Source organism: Mesorhizobium sp. G2-6-1 (genome assembly GCF_055809095.1).
Genome location: NZ_CM147896.1, coordinates 3,319,753 through 3,342,121 on the forward strand (window position 1 = coordinate 3,319,753; position 22,369 = coordinate 3,342,121).

18 protein-coding genes and 3 pseudogenes are annotated in these 22,369 nt (G+C 55.2%); 13 read left to right on the forward strand and 8 right to left on the reverse strand.

Features of this window, described 5'->3' with window-relative positions; genetic code table 11:
• Positions 1 to 25 precede the first annotated feature (25 nt).
• Positions 26 to 1,847, reverse strand: a pseudogene (locus tag AC0L7S_RS15985) (LTA synthase family protein).
• 343 nt (positions 1,848 to 2,190) lie between these two features.
• Here AC0L7S_RS15985 and fabD point away from each other — a divergent pair.
• From fabD to gmk, 7 genes and pseudogenes are all read left to right on the forward strand, one after another.
• Positions 2,191 to 3,132, forward strand: a complete 942-nt coding sequence (fabD, locus tag AC0L7S_RS15990) for an ACP S-malonyltransferase (RefSeq protein WP_473471923.1) — start codon at positions 2,191 to 2,193, stop codon at positions 3,130 to 3,132.
• A gap of 54 nt (positions 3,133 to 3,186) precedes the next feature.
• Complete coding sequence (gene fabG, locus AC0L7S_RS15995; RefSeq protein WP_473471924.1) at positions 3,187 to 3,924, forward strand: 3-oxoacyl-[acyl-carrier-protein] reductase; 738 nt, start codon at positions 3,187 to 3,189, stop codon at positions 3,922 to 3,924.
• A gap of 203 nt (positions 3,925 to 4,127) precedes the next feature.
• Positions 4,128 to 4,364 (forward strand): acyl carrier protein, encoded by a 237-nt coding sequence (locus AC0L7S_RS16000; RefSeq protein WP_473471925.1) that lies wholly within the window; start codon positions 4,128 to 4,130, stop codon positions 4,362 to 4,364.
• A gap of 31 nt (positions 4,365 to 4,395) precedes the next feature.
• Positions 4,396 to 5,658 carry a beta-ketoacyl-ACP synthase II gene (gene fabF / locus AC0L7S_RS16005; RefSeq protein ID WP_473471926.1) on the forward strand — a complete coding sequence of 421 codons (1,263 nt, stop codon included), beginning with the start codon at positions 4,396 to 4,398 and terminating at the stop codon, positions 5,656 to 5,658.
• Between the two features lie 108 nt (positions 5,659 to 5,766).
• Positions 5,767 to 7,007, forward strand: a pseudogene (gene mltG, locus AC0L7S_RS16010) (endolytic transglycosylase MltG).
• Between the two features lie 30 nt (positions 7,008 to 7,037).
• Positions 7,038 to 7,928: a YicC/YloC family endoribonuclease gene (locus AC0L7S_RS16015; RefSeq protein WP_473471927.1), complete on the forward strand. Its 891-nt coding sequence runs from the start codon at positions 7,038 to 7,040 to the stop codon at positions 7,926 to 7,928.
• A 3-nt stretch (positions 7,929 to 7,931) separates the two neighbouring features.
• Complete coding sequence (gene gmk / locus AC0L7S_RS16020; protein WP_473471928.1) at positions 7,932 to 8,588, forward strand: guanylate kinase; 657 nt, start codon at positions 7,932 to 7,934, stop codon at positions 8,586 to 8,588.
• A 34-nt stretch (positions 8,589 to 8,622) separates the two neighbouring features.
• Here gmk and rsmA read toward each other — a convergent pair whose 3' ends face one another.
• From rsmA to lptF, 6 genes and pseudogenes are all read right to left on the reverse strand, one after another.
• Positions 8,623 to 9,447 carry a 16S rRNA (adenine(1518)-N(6)/adenine(1519)-N(6))-dimethyltransferase RsmA gene (gene rsmA, locus AC0L7S_RS16025; protein WP_473471929.1) on the reverse strand — a complete coding sequence of 275 codons (825 nt, stop codon included), beginning with the start codon at positions 9,445 to 9,447 and terminating at the stop codon, positions 8,623 to 8,625.
• 10 nt (positions 9,448 to 9,457) lie between these two features.
• Positions 9,458 to 10,486 carry a 4-hydroxythreonine-4-phosphate dehydrogenase PdxA gene (pdxA, locus tag AC0L7S_RS16030; protein ID WP_473471930.1) on the reverse strand — a complete coding sequence of 343 codons (1,029 nt, stop codon included), beginning with the start codon at positions 10,484 to 10,486 and terminating at the stop codon, positions 9,458 to 9,460.
• Positions 10,487 to 10,492: 6 nt separating this feature from the next.
• Positions 10,493 to 11,419 carry a SurA N-terminal domain-containing protein gene (locus tag AC0L7S_RS16035; protein WP_473471931.1) on the reverse strand — a complete coding sequence of 309 codons (927 nt, stop codon included), beginning with the start codon at positions 11,417 to 11,419 and terminating at the stop codon, positions 10,493 to 10,495.
• 99 nt (positions 11,420 to 11,518) lie between these two features.
• Positions 11,519 to 13,914, reverse strand: a pseudogene (locus AC0L7S_RS16040) (LPS-assembly protein LptD).
• Positions 13,907 to 14,995 (reverse strand): LPS export ABC transporter permease LptG, encoded by a 1,089-nt coding sequence (gene lptG / locus AC0L7S_RS16045; protein ID WP_473471932.1) that lies wholly within the window; start codon positions 14,993 to 14,995, stop codon positions 13,907 to 13,909. The pseudogene AC0L7S_RS16040 and the gene lptG overlap by 8 nt, the downstream one beginning before the upstream one ends.
• Positions 14,992 to 16,191 carry an LPS export ABC transporter permease LptF gene (gene lptF / locus AC0L7S_RS16050; RefSeq protein WP_473471933.1) on the reverse strand — a complete coding sequence of 400 codons (1,200 nt, stop codon included), beginning with the start codon at positions 16,189 to 16,191 and terminating at the stop codon, positions 14,992 to 14,994. The genes lptG and lptF overlap by 4 nt, the downstream gene beginning before the upstream one ends.
• A gap of 323 nt (positions 16,192 to 16,514) precedes the next feature.
• Between lptF and AC0L7S_RS16055 the strand changes: the two genes are divergently transcribed.
• The 6 genes from AC0L7S_RS16055 (at position 16,515) to AC0L7S_RS16080 (ending at position 21,267) form a co-directional block, all read left to right on the forward strand.
• On the forward strand, positions 16,515 to 18,008 hold the full coding sequence (locus AC0L7S_RS16055; RefSeq protein ID WP_473471934.1) for a leucyl aminopeptidase: 1,494 nt from the start codon (positions 16,515 to 16,517) through the stop codon (positions 18,006 to 18,008).
• Positions 18,009 to 18,034: 26 nt separating this feature from the next.
• Positions 18,035 to 18,484, forward strand: coding sequence for a DNA polymerase III subunit chi (locus AC0L7S_RS16060; protein ID WP_473471935.1), 450 nt, complete (start codon positions 18,035 to 18,037; stop codon positions 18,482 to 18,484).
• Positions 18,456 to 19,148, forward strand: coding sequence for a hypothetical protein (locus AC0L7S_RS16065; RefSeq protein WP_473471936.1), 693 nt, complete (start codon positions 18,456 to 18,458; stop codon positions 19,146 to 19,148). The genes AC0L7S_RS16060 and AC0L7S_RS16065 overlap by 29 nt, the downstream gene beginning before the upstream one ends.
• A 33-nt stretch (positions 19,149 to 19,181) precedes the next feature.
• A complete protein-coding gene (locus tag AC0L7S_RS16070; protein WP_473471937.1) occupies positions 19,182 to 20,042 on the forward strand; it encodes a 23S rRNA (adenine(2030)-N(6))-methyltransferase RlmJ in 861 nt (286 codons plus the stop codon).
• Positions 20,043 to 20,094: 52 nt separating this feature from the next.
• Complete coding sequence (locus AC0L7S_RS16075; RefSeq protein WP_473471938.1) at positions 20,095 to 20,538, forward strand: hypothetical protein; 444 nt, start codon at positions 20,095 to 20,097, stop codon at positions 20,536 to 20,538.
• Positions 20,539 to 20,670: 132 nt separating this feature from the next.
• Positions 20,671 to 21,267, forward strand: a complete 597-nt coding sequence (locus tag AC0L7S_RS16080; RefSeq protein WP_473471939.1) for a glutathione S-transferase family protein — start codon at positions 20,671 to 20,673, stop codon at positions 21,265 to 21,267.
• A 65-nt stretch (positions 21,268 to 21,332) separates the two neighbouring features.
• Here the strand turns inward: AC0L7S_RS16080 and AC0L7S_RS16085 are convergent, their stop codons facing one another.
• Positions 21,333 to 21,992 carry an outer membrane protein gene (locus AC0L7S_RS16085; protein WP_473471940.1) on the reverse strand — a complete coding sequence of 220 codons (660 nt, stop codon included), beginning with the start codon at positions 21,990 to 21,992 and terminating at the stop codon, positions 21,333 to 21,335.
• Between the last annotated feature and the right edge of the window lie 377 nt (positions 21,993 to 22,369).

Here is a 22,369-nt window from a genome sequence, read left to right on the forward strand (position 1 = left end):
TTGCCGTGCGAAGGGTCGTGGCAATTCAACTGGTATGTGCAAGCAATTTATCCGCCATTTCAGGGAAGAAATCGGTCAGTGCGCGGTGCTTACCGAACATCATATCATATTGGAGGTAGCGGAAGTCGCGGATCTCGGGATCGATTTCCTTCTGCCTTGACCAGTCGGCCGTTGCTGTGCCTTGCGTACTCAACAGGACATTGCGGTCAACAACTGCGTAGCGGCCGTGTAAATCCCCTAGAAAGCCCGTATAGTAAGGATGGGTGATGCCTGCTGTGCGCAAGATATGGAACGGCAGGAATGACGGGCTGACTGCGCCGAGATTTTCCACCGGTCCCATCTTGTTCGACCAGATGACAAGTGGTGTTGCATGGTGGGCGAGCATTTGTGGCGCGGGCTCCCTGCGCGGCGCGACATTGTCTTTGAGAAACCCTGTCTCGACATAGACGCGGCCAAGCGGCGGCAGATGGTCGCCGAAGAAGGCAATAATTGTCGGGCGCTCGCGTTTTTTGGCCCAGTCGACAAGACGCTGCAATTCCCGATCCGCATCGGCGGTGCCTTCTGCATAACTCTGCAGCGAATCACGCGCCCACTGCGATGTCGACGCCTCGACATGATGGGTGGGTTGTTTGTAGCGGTTCGGCTCATATGGACCGTGGTTTTGCAGGCTGACCGCGAAGAAAAAGAACGGCGCGTCAGTGGCGTCCGCTTCGCGGATAATTTCGTCAGTCATTGAAGCATCGGACGCCAGTGGGCCGCGCTTTTCAAGCAATGGCAGGTTTTCTTCTGATCTGAATTCGGTAAAGCCGAAATCCGCATAGACGGGCTTGCGGTTCCAAAACCAGTTTGTGCCGGGATGAATGGCATGTGTCTCATACCCTTCACTTCCCAGAAATCTAGCCAGAGAAGGAACCGGCGCACGTACATATTGCTGATAGGGAATGCTGCCTGCGGGCAGGAAAGCATTGGAAAAACCTGTCAGCGCCTCAAATTCGATGTTGGCGGTCATGCCCCCGAATTCAGGTGAAAACATAGTGCCGGATTGCATTGCACGCACGGTGGGTAGCGGATCCGGGGTGATTTTGACGCCGGGCAGAAGCGTTGGATCCCAGAAAGATCTCGCTCATGACAATGATGATGTCGGGCTTTTGCGCAGGAAAGGATGCCGCAGCCGTTGGCCTTGGGATGGCATCAATTGTTTTCTCGGAATAGCCATTGGGCGCACTCACATGAGCCATTGGCACGTTGAGCGCAAATGCCAGCGCGAACCCGTTGCTGGCGTAATTTTCCTTCTGGTCCCACATCATCGGGATGATTTGCAGCCGGTCGCGTGTCCAGGAAAATGTCGCGTAGTCCATGAGCGAGGCGAAAAAGGCCAGCAAGGGCAGGGTCAATACGAGGCGCGCGACACGCCCCTTGTATGGCATTGCGGAAACGCGCCGGTGCCAAAGGCTCCATGTGAACACCAGAAGAGCCAGCGCGGCAATTATTCCGACAGCGATGGCGATGCCCATGATCGGGCGCTCACGCACGAGGAGTGGCATCAATTCAAAAATCTGGCGCGCGAACAGGAAATCCGCCGGGTAGAGCGGGTCGCCGAGATAAAGTGATTTTTGATGACCAACAAAGGCAAGCGCCATTGTCAAAGGGGCGACGACCAGCAATCCCTGATAGATACGCCCAAGTATGGCGTCCAGACTGACAAGGACCAGTGCAAACAGGATTATCGTGGTCCAACCGGGCTTGAAGGGCTGAAGGAAGAAAGCCACCGTTTTGGAGAGATCGCCACGATAGATCAACTCGATGGCAAACACCAAAGCGGCTGACGCCAAGATTGTTATGGCCATGTAGCGCAGGCATATCAAAGCGGGTCTGCGCAGGCTCGGTGCCTTTACAGGGCAATCAGGCCTCGATGTTACAGAGGTAACAAGCGTACTCTTTACCAACTCAATTTCCCCGAATGCAGGCGCATGTCATGAAAATGTCATGCTACCGTCACGAAAAGCGAGCGTGTGTGGCAAAATTGGGAAGTTTGAGCGAACATTTCATGTTCGATTTTAATCATGCGTGATCGCCAAGAGGTACGAGACCGGTGTCAGTTTGGCGTGAGTAAACGAGGGCGTGTGGACTTGACTTGTCCGCCCGGTATGCGCGACACGCAGGCAAGAACAGGATATCGGGGCGGGTTACATGGCCATCGCATTCACTTTTCCGGGACAAGGCAGTCAGGCTGTTGGCATGGGCAAGGAACTTGCCGATCGCTTTCCTGAGGCACGGCGCGTTTTCGAGGAGGTCGATGAGGCGCTCGGAGAAAAATTGTCCACGCTGATTTGGGACGGCCCGGAGGAAGCATTGACGCTGACGGCCAATGCGCAGCCTGCGCTGATGGCGGTGTCGATTGCTGCTCTGCGTGCACTTGAAGCAAATGGCTTTTCACTCAAGGACCGGGTTTCCTACGTTGCAGGTCATTCGCTCGGCGAGTATTCGGCGCTTGCGGCTGCGGGTTTCGTCTCAGTGGCTGATGCCGCGCGCCTGTTGCGCATTCGCGGCAATGCCATGCAGGCGGCTGTTCCGGCGGGTGAGGGGGCAATGGCTGCAATCATAGGTCTGGAACAGGCTGACGTGGAAGCTTGCTGTGTTGAAGCCGCAAAAGGTTCTGTTTGCCAGATTGCCAATGACAATGGTGGCGGCCAGTTGGTGATTTCCGGCGCGAGACCCACGGTAGAAGTCGCGGCAAAGCTTTGCAGCGAAAAAGGCGCGAAGCGGGCTTTGATGCTTCAGGTTTCGGCACCTTTCCACTCGGCCTTGATGGCCCCTGCCGCCGAAGCCATGCGCGTGGCATTGGCAGATGTTGCCAGGCACGCCCCCAGTGTTCCAGTTGTTTCCAACGTGTCCGTTGAACCGACGACCGATCCCGATTTGATTGCCGCGCGCCTTGTCGAGCAGGTGACAGGGCGGGTGCGCTGGCGCGAAACGGTGGAGTGGCTGGGCGCAAACGGCGTCTCGACACTTTACGAAATTGGCGCTGGAAAAGTTCTGTCGGGGCTGGCGCGACGGATCAACCGTGATATCGCAGCCAGTGCAATTGGTACGCCAACCGACGTCGATGCGGCTTTAGTGTCGCTAGGCTGAGGATCGTCCCACTGAACTTTCCCTTGTGAAGGGCGCGCTTTCGAGGAGGCACAAATGTTTGATCTGACAGGTCGCAAGGCAATCGTCACCGGAGCTTCTGGTGGCATTGGCGAGGCGATAGCGCGCATTCTCCATGCGCAAGGCGCTACGGTCGGCCTGCATGGAACGCGGGTTGAGAAACTCGAGGCGCTGGCGGGTGATCTTGGCGAACGGGTGATGCTGTTCCCGGCGAACCTTTCCAACCGCGACGAGGTCAAGGCGTTTGGTCAGAAGGCCGAGGCTGACCTCGAAGGGGTCGACATTCTGGTCAACAACGCTGGAATCACCAAGGATGGCCTTTTTGTGCGCATGTCCGACGAAGACTGGGACAGCGTGCTTGAAGTCAATTTGACGGCTGTGTTCAGGCTAACGCGGGAACTCACGCACCCCATGATGCGTCGCCGGCATGGCCGCATCATCAACATCACCTCGATCGTCGGGGTGACCGGAAATCCGGGTCAGGCCAATTATTGTGCATCCAAGGCAGGCATGATCGGCTTTACCAAATCGCTCGCTCAGGAAATCGCCACGCGCAATATCACGGTCAATTGCGTGGCGCCGGGCTTCATCGAATCAGCTATGACCGGGAAGCTCAACGACAAGCAAAAAGAATCGATCATGGCAGCTATTCCCGCCAGGCGCATGGGAACAGGCTCGGAGGTGGCTTCGGCGGTGGCATATCTGGCCTCCAATGAGGCGGCATATGTGACGGGCCAGACCATTCATGTGAATGGTGGCATGGCGATGATTTGAGATTGGCCCAGCTGCGCGGGTGAAATAAAGGTGTTTCGCCTTGGACCTCGGACGATTTTCGTGTAATCGGCTCGCAGCCCGGCGTTTGGGGTAAAATTTTGATCTGCCGCCGTTTGCGTTGTTGGCAGGACTATCTTTCAGCTTGATTAGCGGCATTTGGACCGCTAACGAAGACAAACAAACATAAAGACGAGGATGCCCACATGAGTGACACCGCAGAGCGCGTCAAGAAGATCGTTATCGAGCATCTTGGTGTTGAAGCCGACAAGGTATCGGAACAAGCGAGCTTCATCGACGATCTGGGCGCGGACAGCCTCGATACTGTCGAACTGGTTATGGCTTTTGAAGAAGAGTTCGGCGTCGAAATCCCTGACGATGCCGCCGAGACCATTTTGACGGTCGGCGATGCCGTAAAATACATCGACAAGGCGTCGGCCTGATATTTCGGGCGGCCAGTATCGGGAACCAGCGATGAGACGTGTCGTCGTCACTGGCCTTGGTCTACTTTCCCCGTTCGGTATGGGCGTGGAACACGGCTGGAAGGCACTTTTGACCGGTCGTAGCGCTGCAAGGCGTGTTACCGAGTTCGAAGTTGACGATCTGGCGTGCAAGATCGCGCATGTTATCCCGCGTGGCGATGGCGAGAACGGGACGTTCAATCCCGAGTCTGTGCTTGAGCCAAAGGAACTGCGCAAGATCGGCGATTTCATTCTCTACGGGATCGCCGCTGCCGATGAAGCGCTGGCCGATCTGGGGTGGCAACCCAAGACGCATGAAGAGCAGTGCGCGACTGGTGTTCTGATTGGTTCGGGCATTGGCGGCATTGAGGGGATTGCTGAAAACGCGATCATTCTGAAGGATCGTGGGCCACGACGGATCAGCCCGTTCTTTATTCCCGGACAGATCATCAATCTGGTGTCTGGCCAGGTTTCCATCCGTCACGGTCTCAAAGGGCCAAACCACGCGGTTGTAACGGCCTGTTCCACTGGTGCGCATGCCATTGGCGATGCTGCCCGGCTGATCATGTGGGGCGATGCCGATGTCATGCTGGCGGGCGGTGCGGAAGCGCCTGTAACGCGTCTGTCTCTGGCCGGATTTGCTGCATGCAAGGCGCTTTCAACCCAACGCAATGACACGCCCGAGACGGCTTCGCGCCCCTATGATGCCGACCGCGATGGTTTTGTCATGGGAGAGGGGGCCGGTGTCGTCGTTCTCGAAGAACTCGAACATGCTAAGGCGCGCGGTGCCAAAATTTATGCCGAAATTACCGGCTACGGCCTGACCGGTGATGCGCATCACATCACGGCTCCAGCCGAAGATGGCGACGGCGCGTTTCGCTGCATGACGATGGCTCTCAAACGGGCAAATCTGAAGCCATCGGATATCGACTATATCAATGCCCATGGCACTTCGACCATGGCCGACACGATCGAACTCGGCGCGGTAGAGCGACTGGTTGGAGATGCGGCATCGAAGGTTGCGATGTCATCGACAAAATCGTCGATCGGGCATCTTCTCGGCGCTGCGGGTGCTGCCGAGGCGATCTTCTCGATTCTGGCCATTCGCGATAATGTCGCGCCGGCAACGATCAATCTGGATAATCCAGAACGCGTTACAAGCATCGACCTTGTTGCCAACAAACCCAAGGCACGCCAGATCGATGTGGCGCTTTCCAACTCTTTCGGCTTCGGCGGCACCAACGCATCGCTCGTCTTTCAACGCTTCAACGGTTGACGGATTGGCCGTGGCAATTTTGCGTGCGGTTACCGCCTTGCGATTTTCGCCATATTCGCTCCTATTCTGTGCTGGCGCATTGGCTGAAGAATCACATGGCAGAACGGTATGAACACGACCCCTGGTGGCGACGGAGAATTTGGGCGGCGAGAAGTGCCACCGGCACCCTCACAAGGAGCGCCATCGGGAGCCCCATCGGGACCCATTGTACCCAAATCCGCGAGTGAGGCTTTGCGGCCTGAAGCAGGTACGCCACCACCAAAGCGATCGCGCGCCTCGCGTAGCCAGATCATCGTATTCATGAATTTTGCCGTCTCCCTCGTATTGCTCGTGGTGCTGGGTGCAGGCGTTGGACTTTATTTCGGTCGGCAGGTTTTTAACGAAGCCGGACCGGCTGCCAACGGAGACACATTTCTGGTCAAGCCAAATACGAGCGTTCAAACAATCGCCGACCAGTTGGAAAGGCGCGGATTGATCAGCGATTCTCGCATCTTCCGAATGGGCGTGCGCGCCTATGGCAACGATCAGGCGCTTAAAGCCGGTGAATATGAGATCAAGCCGCTCGCCTCCATGCATGAGATCATGAATCTCATGAAAAGCGGCAAATCAGTGCAGTATTCGCTGACGATACCGGAGGGGCTTACAGTCGAACAGGCGTTTGAGCGTATTGCGTCGCATGAGATATTGACCGGCGACATGCCGACAAGCATGCCGCAAGAGGGCAGCATTGCAACCGATACGCTTCGCTTTACGCGCGGTGCCACGCGCCAGCAGATGATCGACAAGCTTATTGCCGATCAAAGCGAATTGGTTTCGCAGATTTGGGCGCGGCGTTCGCCTGACTTGCCGCTCGCAAATGTCCAGGAGTTCGTAACGCTGGCGTCGATTGTGGAAAAGGAAACGGCCAAGAGTGGCGAACGATCACGCATTGCCTCAGTGTTCCTGAACCGCTTGACCAAAGGGATGCGGCTACAATCGGATCCGACCATAATTTATGGTCTTTTTGGGGGAAGGGAAAGCCTGCCGACCGGCCTATCTACCAGTCGGACATTGACAAACCGACGCCGTACAACACCTACACTATTGACGGTTTGCCGCCGACGCCGATTGCCAATCCCGGCCGCGCGGCCCTTGAGGCGGTCGCCAATCCCTCCAAGACCAAAGACCTGTATTTCGTTGCGGATGGAACCGGGGGGCACGTCTTCGCTGCCACTTTGGATGAGCACAATGAGAATGTCGCCCGCTACCGGGCATTTCAGAAAAAGCAGGCAAGCGAGGCGGCAAAACCCGATGCGCAACAGCCGAGCACCAATGGCGAGAGTGGAGCAGGAGCCAGCGTGGCCCAATAAGATGATGAGACTATTATCGGGTGTGGGCGAATGAGCTTGCAGAGCATGACCGGGTTTTCCCGCGCAGCCGCCAATCACAACGGCAGCGCGCTAACGTGGGAAGTCAAGTCCGTCAATGGCAAGAGCGTTGAAGTCAGGATGCGATTGCCGCAAGGGTTTGAGCGTATCGAACCTCAAGTGAGGCAGGCGATACAGAGGCGCTTTGGGCGCGGCAATATTCAAGCGACACTGAGCGTTACACGCGCGCCGGGTTCGCAGGCTCAACCCGCAGTCAACGAAGTGTTCCTGAAGGATGTAGCGAGCCTTGCACAACGCCTGCAAGAGCAATTCGGCACGTCTCCTGCAACCGCTGACGGACTGCTTGCGCTGCGTGGTGTGTTTGAAATTCCGGAAGCGGTAGAGACCGAGGACGTTCGAACGGCTCTCGACAAGGCCATATTCGCGTTGCTCGACGAGGCTTTGGCAGGATTGGAACAGGCACGTCAAACCGAAGGCGAGGCGCTGGAGGCGGTGCTGTCGGCTCAGCTTGATACTGTCGAGGCTTTGACATTGCGAGCCGAAGCTGATCCTTCACGCGAACTGGCGGCAATTCGCAAGAAAATTGGCGAGCAGGTGCGTCTATTGCTTGATGCAGGAGCAAATCTCGATGAAGGCAGGCTTCATCAGGAGGCGGCATTTCTTGCCACCAAGGCCGATATTCGCGAAGAGATCGACCGCTTGAAAACGCATGTGATTTCGGGAAGATCACTGCTTGCCCAAGGTGGGGCGGTGGGCCGAAAGCTCGATTTTCTTGCGCAGGAATTTAACCGCGAATCGAATACTTTGTGCTCAAAATCTAATGCTGCCACCGTGACGGCCATCGGGCTGGAATTGAAGGCAGTTGTGGACCAATTTAGAGAACAGGTCCAGAATCTGGAGTAACGGATGCCTGTCAACAATACCGGTTCCCGCATTCGCAGACGGGGCCTGATGCTTGTTCTGTCTTCACCATCAGGCGCGGGAAAATCGACCATCGCACGAAATCTGATGGAGCGTGATTCTGGTTTCGAGCTTTCGGTAAGCGTTACCACGCGGCCTCGCCGTGGCAGTGAAATCGAGGGTCAGCATTATCATTTCCGGTCGATGCGCGAGTTCGAGGTTTTGCGCGACAGTGATGCCCTGCTTGAATGGGCAGAGGTTCACGGCAATTGTTATGCAACACCTCGCGAACCAGCCGAAAAGGCTATGGCCGAGGGGCGTGACATGCTCTTTGACATCGACTGGCAAGGTGCGGAGCAGCTCAAAGAGAAGATGCGTGGCGATATTGTTTCGATCTTCATTTTGCCGCCATCCATGAAAGAGCTGAAAGGACGGCTGAAGAGGCGGGCCGAAGATCAGGAAGCCATTATCGAGGCGCGGGTGAATAACGCGCGCGCCGAGATTGAGCATTGGAATGAATATGATTTCGTCGTCGTGAATGACGATCTCGATGAGGCGTTCAAGGAAGTGCAGGCCATTGTCACGGCAGAACGCTTGAGACGCGACCGGCGTCCCGGCCTATATGATTTTGTCTCCGGCCTGCTCGATGAAAAGGTCGATTGACGCGACGCCCGCTCGATAACGCGACGTGAATTGCTCATATCGCGTTGGCAAGCTGCACGAATTCACTGACACTTAGCGTTTCGGCACGACGCGTCGGATCAATGCCATTTTGGTGGAGCAATGCTTCTCCACCCAGGCTCTTCAAGCTTTGACGCAACATCTTGCGCCGCTGCCCGAACCCAGCTTCGGTAACACGGCCAAGCTTTTTGACGTCAGCTTCGAGTGGCAGGGCGCGCGGAACCAGATGAACGACCGATGATGTGACTTTGGGTGGTGGCGTGAATGCCTGCGGTGGCACGTCGAAGACGATGTTCGCTTGCGTTCTCCAGCCAGCCAGAACGCCAAGCCGGCCGTAGGCATCGCTGCCGTGAGGCGCAACGATGCGCTCGGCGACTTCGCGCTGGAACATCAATGTCATCGACGTGTAAAATGGTGGCCAATCGCTGGTCGTCAGCCAGCGGACAAGCAGTTCTGTCCCGATATTGTAGGGCAGGTTGGCAACGATTTTGACCGGACAGTCGGTGGTGAGTGCGGCGAAATCGGTTTTCAACGCATCGCCGGCAATAATTTCAAGGCGGTCCGGATAATGATTCGAGATTTCCGCGAGAGCGGCAATGCATCGTTCATCGCGTTCGATTGCGATTACCCGTCGTGCGCCTCGAAAGAGCAGTGCCCGGGTCAGGCCACCGGGGCCTGGTCCAACTTCGATTACTGTTGTTTGCGTGAGATCGCCAGCCGTGCGCGCAATCTTGTCTGTGAGGTTAAGGTCGAGCAGAAAATTCTGGCCAAGCGCTTTCTTTGCCTTGAGGTCGTAGTGCTCGATCACGTCGCGTAGTGGCGGAAGTCCATCAATGCTCATACAATTGGGCTCATGCAACTGGTGCCGTTTGTGCTGTATGCGCTAATTGGTGGGCCAGTTTCAACGCCGCAATCAAGTTGTCGGGACGCGCAATACCTTTTCCGGCAATGTCGAATGCCGTGCCGTGATCTGGCGATGTGCGGATAAAGGGAAGGCCAAGCGTGATATTGATTGCTTCATCGAATGCAAGGGCTTTCGCGGGGATCAATGCCTGATCATGGTACATGCAAATTGCGGCATCGTAACCGGAACGCGCGCGGCTATGGAACATCGTGTCGGCGGGCAATGGGCCGAACGCGTCGATGCCTTCAGCTCGTAATTTTTCAATGGCCGGTTTAATGACAGTCTGATCTTCTTTGCCCATGGCACCATCTTCGCCTGCATGTGGATTGAGACCGGCAACGGCAAGCCGCGGTCTATTTAGCCCAAAGCGCGTTTGAAGGTCGAAATTGGCAATGCGTACGGTCGAAACAATGAGGTCGCAGGTAAGAGCGTTTGGCACTTTAGCCAGCGGGATATGTATGGTGACTGGTATCGTGCGCAGTTGCGGCCCTGCCAGCATCATGACGGGCGTCACTTTTTTGCCAGTATGCCGGGTGGCAAGGTGCGCCAGATATTCGGTGTGGCCTGGAAAGCCGAAGCCCGCATCATACAGAGGTTTTTTTGCGATCGGGCATGTTACGACCGCTGCCGCCTGACCGTTCAAGCAATCGGCCACCGCACGGTCTATGGCTTCGATCACGCCGGGTGCGTTGTCTTTTACCGGGCTGCCGGGAGTATCCTTGAAGCGGGCCATGAGTGGGACGACCGGAAGAGCAACCGGAAATTGTCCAACTGCCTGGCCGGGTTCGATTTCACTGATCTGAATGTCGGCCCCGAGCAATCGTGCCCTTGAGGCAATCAACGCGGGGTCGCCAAGCAGATAGAAGGGCGGGACTTCGCTGGATGTGCGCATTTGCCAGGCAGCAATGGCAATTTCCGGGCCTATTCCGGATGGGTCCCCGACACTTAGTGCGAGCGGAATATTGGATTGAGGCATTGCGGATCAGCGTTTTACGATACGGGCCCGCTTCTTCAACTCGTCCATGTATTTTTTGCCAAGTGCATCCGCTTTGCCATCTGTGGCACCTTCACTTTGAAAGACCATTTGCGCAACCTTGTCATCCGACACTTCGTGCGCACTGCATACGCCGATGAACTCCACACCACGGTCGGTTACGCGCACAGCGGTGGCCGCACCTGTCTTGGTCTTTTTGATTTGTTCTGCCCAGTCGGGCGGCAATTGCGGTGCAAGCACGCGGCCAAGATCACGTACTGTCACGTCAATCAGACCTTTGGCGAAATCATGAGTCGTATCACAGCCATTGAAGCGGCCACGCATAGCTTGCGCTTCACGCTTGCGCTTGCTCAAAATGGCATTTCGCTCCTTCGCTGGAACGACGAATATGACTTGCTGAAGCATGTATTCAGTGGCGGTCGGTTTGTTGCCACCATTGTCCAGCATGCGGCGCACAACGTCCTGTTCGCTCATGCCGCCGCCGCCTTGTTCGGAGCGATAGCGCGCGCTGAGCGCCTGGTTCCACGCCATTTGCGTGCGAATGAATTCCTTGAAATGCTGCTTGGTTACGCCCGATTGTGCCATGATTCCGTCAAGCTGGCGAAGCTTCATCTTGTTGGTCGAGGCAAAGCGCGCATAGGCGTCGGAAACCTGCTTGTCACTTATACGGATGCCCAACCGCTTGGCTTCCTCAAGGCGCAGCGTCTGTTCAATCATGTCATTGGCGGCGTCACCCTTTCTGCGTTGAAGGCGCAGAAACGCTGCACGATGTTTGATGTCGCCGCTGGTGATCGGTACATTGTTGACAATGTATTTGATCTGGTTGGCCATTGCCGGTGGTGCCATTACCGCAGCGCCGAGCAATGTTACGGCGAATAATAGAGCAAAGCTCGCGGAAAGGATCAATTTCCTCATTGAATGCGTCCCGGTTTTTCTTTGTTCATGTCCATGGACCGAATGTCACTTGTCCATGCCAGCCTTATGAGGCGAAAGCGTGTCTACTCACATCAGGTCTCACTGTGTGAAATTACTTGTGGCTGAGCCAAAATCGCCGAGCGTACGGAACGAAATATTGAACCCTACATTCTGCGTAACTTCTCTCGTTGCCGTACTGCGAGACTCGGAAAATGTCATGAGATAGGTAAAGCACTCGTCGGCATAGCCAAACCCTATGCCATCTGAAACGAGTACGTTGGTTTCCAGATCGTAGGTGCCCGATCCGAATAGTCGCCAATTTTCGTTCAAACGCGCTGAACCGCTCAACGACACTTCATGCCGGTCTTTTTCAAATCCGTAAGAGGGTTGTTTTTCGATGAATGCGTATCGCGCGGAAACCGAGAAGGGCTGGCCGCTATAGCCAAGCTTCACCTCCGTGCGGCGAACATCAAATGTCTGCTCGTCGAAGCGCCCGCTCAGTGAGGCCGAGAAACCAGTGGGGTTGGCAAGGCCGACCAGTCCCACGTAATCGGATTTATTGGTGTCCAGTCCGGAATTCGCGCCTACATTGACCAGATCCGAAGACGCAAACGAGTTGCGCCCGCCAAGTTGATAGGATTGGCCAAACAAGGCGTTTGTCGTCCAGCCATTGTCATAGCTGCCGGAGTAACGAACGCCGATATTTGCACGGGTGCCACCTTCGATACGGTCATATCCGGAAAATTTGTCACGTTCGAACAAGGTCGAGGCGTCGAACACAAAGCTTTGAGCATCCTCGTTTGGAACGGCAAGGCCGCCGACATAACTTTCATTGGGGCGCATGAACAATTGGGCTGTTGGTTCCAGAACATGCGACGAGCCGACATTGGAAAAAGGATCGGCCAGCGCCATTCCAGCCCGGCCGTCGCCATGCCGCGGAAGAAAGAGGTTCGCATATCCGGTGTCGAGCCGACATTGGTGGCCATGGCGTTGACAGCCGTGAGTGACGCTGCGGAGGCGTTGACATAGCTGCCATCTGCCTGAAAAGCCAAAAGCGGCGTAATCACCATGCCGCTATCGGTTACGAATGATCGTTTCCACTCGACTTCACCCGTCAAGCGCCCGGTTTGCCCTTCGATGCCGCGCACACGATGGACTTTTCCTCCAATGAAAGCCTGGTCAATTTCGCTGCGGTGGATCGCTCTTGCATTGACATTGAACGACAATTGCCCGCCGCCCAGAGGCGCATCAGGAATATAAGCGTAGTCGAGGGAGGGAAGCACCCAGGGTTGAATGCCGTTGCGGGTAGATGCCGAGGTGTTGGGCGCGTTTTCCTGCACTTCGAAATGCATCGCGCGCAGATCGAAATAGTTTCGACCATTCAAACCGGTCAGGTAAATCTCGGATCTGTGAATATATGGCTTGAAACCGTCAATGGCGTAGGTATAGGCGAAATTCTTGTCCGTTTGCAGCAGCGCTTCCCAGCCGAAATTCCACCGGGAATTGATGGCGAAATGGCCCTTGGTCCCCATCATACCGCGAAATTTTGTCGGATCACCGGCAGGACCGCTATCAACGGTACCCGCAACGAATGCTTCAGGTTGCTTCTGGTTGATGCCGGCAATCTTGAAATTGTATTCGCCATTGTTGAAACGCTGGCGCCATTCTGCCTCTCCAAGGAAACCCTGCTTGCTGTAATAGGTTGCCTTGGCCGTGAGATCGTAAGTTGGGGACAGCGCGAAATAGTAAGGAATTCCTGCGCTTACACCAAGCCTAGTGTTGTAGTTGATGTTGGGGAACAGGAAGCCGCTTTTGCGTTTCACCGTCGGGTCGGCAATCTCAAAGACCGGCAGATAGGCAATCGGGAAGCCGAAGAACTCAAAGTTCGAATTCTGGAAGCGAACAGTTTTCTTCTGGCCATTCCAGATGATCTTGCGGGCCTTGATGCGCCAGATCGGCGCTGAATCGGGTTTGTCCTCACAAGGTTCGCAAGCCGTGTAGACACCATTATGGAATGTCGTCAGGACGCCGCCCATGCGTTCGGCGCTTTCAGCCGCGAAATATGTTTTGTCGATAGTCTCGACGCGCAATGCATTGATGAAGCCATCGGCAAAATCATCAGTAATATCAACATGTTCAGAGTTTATCTTAGTGCCATCACTTTGAACGATCTGGACATTGCCACTTGCAACGAGACGCTGGGTCTTGCGATCATATTCGACGCGCTGCGCAACGAGGCGCGTACCGGCATATTCGATCTGCACGCCTCCGACGGCCGTGACTGTCTGTTTGTCGTTGTCATAGACGAGCGTGTCCGATTCCAGCAGCATTTGCGAGCCGGAAGGCACATTTGGCGCAATATCCTGGATTGTTTGCGCCACAGAAGGCGCAACCGACATGCCGTAGGCGAGAAGACACGCCAAACCGCTCACCCCACAAAGGAGTGCCAAACGGGTCGGTCGACTATGCTGCAAAACCGCCCCCTCACTAGCCATCTTCCTTGTAAAGCAGGAATGTTACCCCAAAAAACATTGCCACAACAACCGGGAACCATGCCGCGACTATAGTCGGCACGAATCCGGCCACGCCAAACGCTTTGACGAGAACCGATACGACATAAAGCAGAAAGCCGGCAACAACGCCACCCAGAATCATAGTTGCCGACTGTCCCATTCTTGCAAAACGCATTGATACCGTTGCGGCAATCAATGTCATTGCAACCAGCAGGAAAGGTAGCGCCACCAACGAATCGAATTGCATGGCAAAGGCGTTGGCACTCAGACCAAAAGAACGGGCAATCTTGATCTTGGCTGGAAGGTCGTAAAACGGGATGGTTTCAGGCCGTGCGAGCCGTTCCTGCACAAATTCGGGTTTGAGGTCCGTCGGCACGCGGTCGGTGGCTTTGGTCTGCTTCGTTCCATCGCTGGACAGGATGCTGACGTCGCGAAGGTCCCAGTAACCGTCACGCAGGTACACATGGCGCGCGTCTTTGCGTTCAACGATGTTGCCGTTCGCATCAAGTTGAAAGAAGGCCGCATCCGACATCTCAAGGCCCTGATTGAGAATGGCGCGTGCGCCGATAATCGTATCTCCAGATTTGGTTTTCTGACGAATCCAGGGAGCGGATGCGGCTGAAACCGTATTGGATTTGCCTGATCGAAGCAGGCTTTCGACCTGTTCGGAGCGTGAGTAACCATAGGCGGCCAACGGATTGAGAACTCCGACGGCCAGCATGCCGAACAACAGCGCGCCAGTGCAGACCGGCAAGAGAAATTGCCATGCGGAGATGCCAGCTGAACGGGCGATGACAAGCTCATATTTGCGATTGAGCGAGACCAGCGTCGTCATGGCTGAAAACAGACCGACAAATGGCATAGTTTGCAAGACAATCATCGGCACGCGCAAGGCCGATATGGCGATGCCTGTCTGATAGGTGAATCCTGGCAGGCGTGCGGTGCGGCTGACCAGTTCAGTAAGGTCGATCAGGAAAACCAACGCGAAAATGCCAAGGAAGAACCATGTGGTGATCGCGGCATAGCGAAAGAGGAAGTAGCGGCGAAGGGTCCAGCCCATCACGTGTCCCCCCTGCTTGTGTTCGAACTTGCCGCGCGTAGCCCAAAGGCGGCCAGCTTTTTCCTGATGCGCCAATAAAGTGCGAAAACGCCATCAGCCCAGCCGACAGGCAACTCCATCGGGCGAAAGGTCTTGATAAACCACAAGCTGACGAGCGCGGTGATAATGGGAATGGCAAATGTCACATAGCCATATATTGGTTGCGTTCTCGACTGGCCTTCCACGAAAAAGGCCACCCAGCGCACAAGAAGGGCGATGGAGATCGTCGTAATCAAAGGATGGATACGGCCTTCGCGGTGGGAACGGGCGTCTCCGGCCACTGCCAGAGCAATCAGAGCGAAGGCCAGGGGAAACATCCATTCCGAAAAACGTTTGTTGAGTTCGGTGCGAAACGATCCAGGGGTGTTGTTGAAAACCGAGTCGTTCGGGTCGGGGTGAAGTAGATATTGGGTGGTCTGGTCCTTTGGAAGCCGGAAGTTTCCGGTGTCCTCGGCGTTGAATGCGGACAAATCGAACGCGTAAGAGGTGAAACGCACGACTGATACGTCACCTTTGAGGGATTTGCGATGGACGACGCCATCATGCATCACCAAGGCCTTTTCGCCGTCTTGATCCACGACCGCGCCAGTCTTTGCGTAGTAAATGAGGTCAACGCCTTCCTGGCGTGAATCGGCAACGAAAATTCCGCCAAGCTGATTGCCGGGTAGACGTTCGCCGACCTGCACGAACAAACCATCCTCGATTTTGCGGAACGTGCCCTCCTGGACAATGAGTGACAGGAAATCCGCCCGGGAATTTGCAATGAGGTCGCGATTGCGCTGACGCGCATATGGCTCAACGCCATTTTGTACCGCAAAACAGAAAATGCTTGCCGCAAGAGCCAGCAGAAGCACCGGTTTTGCCACCGTCCATCTGGAGGCACCGGCCGCACTGACAACCACAAGTTCGGAATCGGCATTCATGGCGCTCAATGTTTGGGCAACCGCTCCTGCTACCGCGAAGGGGATGACAATGGGGATGATCGTCGGGATGATGAGGGTGGCGACCTCGAAGAACGTGAATGCCGACTGGCCGCTGTCTGTCACCAGATCAATGCGGGCAAGCACCTGCGTCGTCCAGACAATGGTCAATGTCCAAATCAGCGCTCCCAGGAACAGCAGGAGCGCGCGCCGCAATATGTAGCGTTCAACGACTTTCATTCAAACGGAATCTCGGTTGGATTCAGCCGGTTTAGCGACTCCGGGCAAATTATCTGCCCGGCGGCGCATGCACAACAGGTGTGGATCTTTGGTCCCGTCCGGGATCGCTCTTTCACCTTTGCAGTGTCCTGCATGAATGGATAAAAAAGCACCAAGTACCATGGTTAATCAATGCTTGCGACAAAAACGGGTGGCAAGGCGCGACCAATCGTCCGGGAATAAATCGTAATTGCAGTTACAACAGATAAGCTCGATACCATTGCCATTGGCAATTAAACGACGAAATGTCGTATTTCACGCAGTTCATCCGAAAGCAGGATTTCATGACTTTGATATCATCCGTCTCCTTCGCCCGGTTTAGCGCACCCAAAAAGGGGAGCGTTTATCTGCTGATAGCTGAAGACGCAGATTTTGGTGAGGCTTGTTTGAATTGCGATCCAGCAAAGTCTCTTGGACGCGCGTCTCCTGCCGCTGGTTTTACCGGCAAATTCGGCTCTTGCGTAGAAGTGCTGGCACCGCAAGAAACGTCTTTGGAACGGCTGGTAGCGATCGGCGTCGGCAAGGTGGCGGAATTGGACGAGTACGCATGGCTGAAACTTGGAGGCAAAATTGCGGGCCTGTTGCAAAAAACTGATGATGCAACAATTGTGCTTGATCTGCCCGACTACACGGTAAATGGGGCAGATGCTGCCAATCTCGCAGCGGGCCTGTTGCTGAGAAGCTATTCGTTCGACAAATACAAGACTTCCAAGGCGAGCGATGACAAAGCCGCCAAGCGCAAGCCTTGCAAGGCAACTATCCTTTGCGCCAATGCTGCGACAGCAAAGAAGGCGTTTATCGCAGTGCGGGCTGTTGTTGATGGTGTCCTTCTTGCTCGTGATCTCGTCAACGAACCCGCCAATGTGCTTGGCCCGGTAGAGTTCGCGGCGCGCGCCAAGGATCTCGAATCACTTGGTGTAAATGTCGAAATTTTGGCGGAGAAAGAACTCAAGAAGCTTGGAATGGGCTCTTTGCTTGGCGTTGCCCAAGGATCGCCGCGGGGCGCGCGCTTGGCTGTCATGCAGTGGAATGGCGGCAAAAAAGACGACAAGCCAGTCGCGTTCATTGGCAAGGGAGTTACTTTCGACACTGGCGGCAATTCGATGAAATCGCCATCAGGCATGGAGGAAATGAAAGGCGATATGGGTGGTGCGGCAGCCGTTACCGGGCTGATGCATGCCCTGGCTTCACGAAAAGCGAAGGCCAATGTCGTCGGTATTATCGGTCTCGTCGAAAATGCTGTCGATGGCCTTGCGCAACGACCCGGCGACATTGTCACGTCAATGTCTGGCCAGACCATCGAGGTTCTCAATACCGATGCGGAAGGCAGGCTCGTTCTGGCCGATGCCCTTTGGTATTGCAATGAGCGTTTTCAACCGAGCCTGATGATCAATCTGGCGACCCTAACCGGGGCCATCATGGTTGCACTGGGACAGCACCATGCGGGGTTGTTTTCCAACAATGACGAGTTGGCGGCACGGTTGACCGGCGCCGGGTTGGCCACACAGGAGAAGCTATGGCGCATGCCGCTTGGGCCTGAATATGACAGGCTGATCGATTCGAAAAATGCAGATATGAAGAATATCGGGGGACGCTATGGCGGGGCCATCACCGCAGCCCAGTTCTTGAAACGGTTTGTAAAAGACACGCCGTGGGCGCATCTGGACATTGCCGGAACCGCGATAGGTGCTCCTTCAAGCGATATCAATCGTTCATGGGCGTCGGGATTCGGTGTAAGACTGCTCGACCGCCTGGTGCGCGATCACTATGAAGGTTAGGAAATTTAAAAACTGCTTGCCGGGAAATGACTGAAATCCTGTTCTATCATATGACTGAATCAACCCTGGAAGACGCGCTTCCCGGTCTGCTGGAGCGGAGCGTTGCACGCGGGTGGCGTGCACTGGTTCAAACTGGCTCGGAAGAACGGCGCGATGCGTTGAACCAGCAATTATGGACATTCCGCGACGATTCATTTCTTGCCCATGCAACGGATAAGGATGCGTTTGCCAGCGAACAGCCGATCTTGCTGACCACCGACACGGACAATGACAATAGTGCAAACATCCGCTTTCTGGTCGATGGAGCATCGCCGCCTGACCTTGAGGGTTATGAGCGGGCCGTTTTCCTGTTCGATGGGCATGATACGGATCAGGTTGAGGCGGCGCGAGGACACTGGAAGACCATGAAAGCTTGCGGTCACAGCGTCACTTACTGGCAACAGACGGATGATCGGCGCTGGGAGCGCAAGGCTTGACCTGTCGATTGTCGCGTTGCGGGTGGATTACGGGAACCGATTGATGCGTCTGTTGTTCTTGCTGATTTTGCTCGCCGGGGCTGGCGTTGGTGTGGTCTATCCTTGGGCTGTAACCAATTTCTCGGGTCATGAGATCGGTAGCTGGCCTGTTTATGAGGGGAAAACCTTCATACCGGTCGATATACAACTGAAGGCAGGCGATACACCGGTGCGTGTGCTTGTTGATCTGACAACGAATGCAGATCAGATCATCTCGTCCGACCATACCGTACTTACCGTTACGGCCTCCCATGCTGGCAAGACGATCCTTGCCAGGGCATTGAACTTCAAAGGTAATCCGGTACCGCGCGAGCAAAGCCCGCAAGTGTCCGCCAGGATTTTCCGCGACGATGGCGGCTTGATTCAAACCGTCAGCGATGGCAGCTACCATTTTGTTGTTGGTCGCGGCGATGCGGAGAACATTCTGATCAGCAAAGTGGATCTGGTCCTTCGTTCAGGCAGCGCAGAAGTGGATAAGCGCCTTCAACCAATAGGCATCTCCCTCATGGCTGTTGGCTTTATCGGACTGGTTCTGGCATTCAGGAAACGTAAAGTCGGCCGGCAGGAAAATCCGAACTCACAACCACCTCCAACACGCTGGGGCAGGGGCGGTGACACTGGATAACCGGGTCTTGTCCTCCAAACATGGCGCGCCAGAATGAACTATCGTCACGCCTATCATGCCGGAAGTTTTGCCGATGTTGTCAAACACATCGTTCTGTCGCGGCTGATCGAATACCTCAAGCAGAAGGACAAGGCGTTTCGGGTTATCGACACGCATGCCGGTGCGGGTGTCTATGATCTGGCTTCGACAGAAGCGGACAAGACCGGCGAATGGCGCGGCGGCATAGCAAAGCTGATGGCCAGTCAGGACAATGAAGACGTAGCAGGTATGGTCGCGCCATATCTGGATGCGGTTCGGGCGGTCAATCAAAGTGCAAGCTTAAGAAAATATCCGGGTTCACCGATGATTGTGCGCCATCTGCTGCGCATTCAGGATCGTCTTTCCGCCATAGAATTGCATCCGCAAGATGCCAAGCGCCTGAAAACGGCGTTTGAGGGGGATTTCCAGACGCGAGTTATCAAGCTCGACGGCTGGCTGGCGCTTGGCGCACATTTACCGCCCAAAGAAAAGCGTGGGTTGGTGCTCGTGGACCCGCCTTTTGAAGAGGACGGCGAGTTCAATCGTCTTTTGGAGGGGTTGCGAAAAGCATATCAACGCTGGCCGGGTGGCATGTACGCGCTTTGGTATCCGATCAAGGATCGCGCGGCTGTCGCCGAGTTCAGGCGAATGCTTGCCCAAACTGGTATTGCCAAAGTGCTCGACATCTCTTTCGAGGTCAGGCTTGGTTCAGGCGAACCTCGGCTTGATGGAACCGGGATGATTGTTGTCAATCCACCGTTCACGCTGGCGGGAGAGTTGCAATCCCTTTTCCCAGTGTTGCATCGCCTGCTTGCGGTCGATCAAGCAGCACCGTGGAGTGTCGCGTGGCTGTCGCAAGACAATCAAGGTGCTTGACCGCACTGGCCGAAGTCCTCAAAGTGCGGCAAATTTGCTAGAAGAGGTCGAAATGACTCGTTATAACAGTTCCACTTTCGCAGTTCTTTTCAGCATTTGTGCGTGGGGTGCCGGTGCGGGCGTCGTTTACGCTGCCGATCTTTCGACTTATGTCGATGATGGTGATGCGAGTGTTTGCAGCACGCCGGCGGTCTTGAGCAAAATCACGCATCGCTTCAACTATCAGGTGCACAATGTGCCCAATCTGCCAGATGTGCAGATTGCTGATTTTCAACGCATTCATCTGCATCGCAGTGAACCGGCAAGTGAAAATTGGCAGATCGCGCGCCATTATTGCGGTGCAACGGTGGCGTTGTCGGATGGGCGCGACCGTGAGATCTGGTACCTGATCGAGGAAGGTCAGGGGTTTGCGTCGCTCGGCGATAATGTCGAATTCTGCGTATCGGGCTTCGACCGCTGGAAGGTATATAACGGAAGTTGCCGCGTTCTGCGGTGATCTGTCAAAAGCGTTAGAATGGTCGTTTTGTAGCGAACGCACCGATTTCCTGTAGCGGATTGCATTTTTGTGGCTGGCCGTTACTTCTTGTTTGCCGCTGACGCAGGTGCAGCCGTCAAACAGGAAACGAATATGCTGAAATTACTTTATGCTTCCGCTTCTCCCTACAGCGCCAAAGTTCGCATGGCGGTTGTCTATGCCGGTCTTGACATTGAAGCGGTCCCGACGAAAACCGATGATGCGCCGGTATCGCTGATTGGAGCCAACCCACTTGGCAAAATTCCGACGCTTCTTCTTGATGACGGGCGCGCAATCTATGACAGCCGCGCGATTACACAGTACCTGAACCGCCAGTCGAAGAATGTTCTGTTCCCGCGTAATCCCGACAAGCGACTTGAGGCGGAAGTTCTTGAAGCATTGGCTGACGGTATCTGCGATTGCGCATTGTCAGTGGTTTATGAACGGCGTTCACGACCTGAAGAAATGGTTTCCCAAGACTGGATCGACAAACAATGGGGCAAGATTGTCCGCTCGCTTGACTATCTGAATGCCAATCCACCCAAATTGCCCAAAAAGATTACGGCTGGTCAGATCGCCTTGCGTGCAACCCTTGGTTATCTGGCATTGCGATTTCCCGGCAAGTGGGAGCGCGGGCGTGGCCGGTTGACGCGCTGGGCGGCGCGGTTCGATGCAAAATTTCCCGAATTGAACGCTTACATTCCCTCCTGAGGGCGACAACAAAAAAAGCCGGGCTTGTTAGCCCGGCTTTTCATGTTTGCGACTTTGACGTCGGATCAGAACTTCATGCCGACGCCGAAGGTGACGCGGTTGTCGCGCGAACTAACGCTACGCGTTCCGGCACCTGTCGTGAAGTTGTCGCTACCATAGTCGGTGTAGCGATATTCGACACGGCCAAAGACATTGTCGGTCAGCTTGATGTCGGTACCAACGCCGGCGGTCCAGCCGAGCATGGTATTGCTGTCGCTAACGCCGCCTTGGGTAACTTTCAGGCGCTGGGCAGCACCACCACCGGTACCATAGAGCAGGATGTCCGGGCTGACTACGTAGCCGAGACGGGCACGCAGGGAGCCTTCAAAACCGCCCTTGGATGACGTGCCGGCATTGCTGCCCTTGACGCCATTGTAGCCGATCTCACCTTCACCACCGATGACGAAATTTTCCATCTGGTAGTTATAGCCGGCGAATGCGCCGCCCAGGAAACCGTCAGTATTGACCGTATTGCCGGGCTCTTCGGTGCGGCCGCTGAAGCCGTAACCGATATTCAGACCGGCGTATGGGCCAGCCCACGAGGCAACCGGAAGTTCAGCAATCGGCGCAGGTGCCGGTGCCACATCCATAACTGCGTCTGCGGCGAATGCTGGAACCGCGGTGGCAAAAGCGAAAAGCCCGATAGCTACCGCAGCTGGACGAGCAAATTTGAGATTGGTAGTCATTGTTCTAACTCCTTAAGCCACTCACTCAGGCTTGCTTGGTGTGAAAGACGTGTTTGCCGTGGGAGGAAAACAAATACGTCGCTCATAGGTTCCGGAATTTGGTGGGCAAATGAGGCCGAAGCGAATTTGAAGTTGGGTCATTCCCTGTCACAAATGCGGCTGAACATAGGCGTTGCATCGTTGCAACACAGATGTCAGTAGCGTTGAGCGTGTTTGGCTGTAGTGGGCTTGGAGCAAGGGCTTGGCCCGCCTATATAGCCTCTTCCAACGGCTTGTACCGAGACAAACGGGAAGCTGTGGGGCTGATCTCGCCACAATGTTGCCTCAGGAACGAATAGCAGGTGAATGCATCTAAATACGCAGGACCAGATGGATGG

What these genes read in the sequence shown, in the direction of transcription:
- fabG (WP_473471924.1), top strand. Translation starts at nt 3,187, where the DNA reads ATGTTTGATCTGACAGGTCGCAAGGCAATCGTCACCGGAGCTTCTGGT.
- AC0L7S_RS16055 (WP_473471934.1), top strand. Translation starts at nt 16,515, where the DNA reads ATGACTTTGATATCATCCGTCTCCTTCGCCCGGTTTAGCGCACCCAAA.
- AC0L7S_RS16060 (WP_473471935.1), top strand. Translation starts at nt 18,035, where the DNA reads ATGACTGAAATCCTGTTCTATCATATGACTGAATCAACCCTGGAAGAC.
- AC0L7S_RS16080 (WP_473471939.1), top strand. Translation starts at nt 20,671, where the DNA reads ATGCTGAAATTACTTTATGCTTCCGCTTCTCCCTACAGCGCCAAAGTT.
- AC0L7S_RS16035 (WP_473471931.1), bottom strand. Translation starts at nt 11,419, where the DNA reads ATGAGGAAATTGATCCTTTCCGCGAGCTTTGCTCTATTATTCGCCGTA.
- rsmA (WP_473471929.1), bottom strand. Translation starts at nt 9,447, where the DNA reads ATGAGCATTGATGGACTTCCGCCACTACGCGACGTGATCGAGCACTAC.
- fabF (WP_473471926.1), top strand. Translation starts at nt 4,396, where the DNA reads ATGAGACGTGTCGTCGTCACTGGCCTTGGTCTACTTTCCCCGTTCGGT.
- AC0L7S_RS16075 (WP_473471938.1), top strand. Translation starts at nt 20,095, where the DNA reads ATGACTCGTTATAACAGTTCCACTTTCGCAGTTCTTTTCAGCATTTGT.
- AC0L7S_RS16015 (WP_473471927.1), top strand. Translation starts at nt 7,038, where the DNA reads ATGAGCTTGCAGAGCATGACCGGGTTTTCCCGCGCAGCCGCCAATCAC.
- pdxA (WP_473471930.1), bottom strand. Translation starts at nt 10,486, where the DNA reads ATGCCTCAATCCAATATTCCGCTCGCACTAAGTGTCGGGGACCCATCC.
- lptF (WP_473471933.1), bottom strand. Translation starts at nt 16,191, where the DNA reads ATGAAAGTCGTTGAACGCTACATATTGCGGCGCGCGCTCCTGCTGTTC.
- AC0L7S_RS16000 (WP_473471925.1), top strand. Translation starts at nt 4,128, where the DNA reads ATGAGTGACACCGCAGAGCGCGTCAAGAAGATCGTTATCGAGCATCTT.
- AC0L7S_RS16070 (WP_473471937.1), top strand. Translation starts at nt 19,182, where the DNA reads ATGAACTATCGTCACGCCTATCATGCCGGAAGTTTTGCCGATGTTGTC.
- fabD (WP_473471923.1), top strand. Translation starts at nt 2,191, where the DNA reads ATGGCCATCGCATTCACTTTTCCGGGACAAGGCAGTCAGGCTGTTGGC.
- AC0L7S_RS16085 (WP_473471940.1), bottom strand. Translation starts at nt 21,992, where the DNA reads ATGACTACCAATCTCAAATTTGCTCGTCCAGCTGCGGTAGCTATCGGG.
- AC0L7S_RS16065 (WP_473471936.1), top strand. Translation starts at nt 18,456, where the DNA reads ATGATCGGCGCTGGGAGCGCAAGGCTTGACCTGTCGATTGTCGCGTTG.
- gmk (WP_473471928.1), top strand. Translation starts at nt 7,932, where the DNA reads ATGCCTGTCAACAATACCGGTTCCCGCATTCGCAGACGGGGCCTGATG.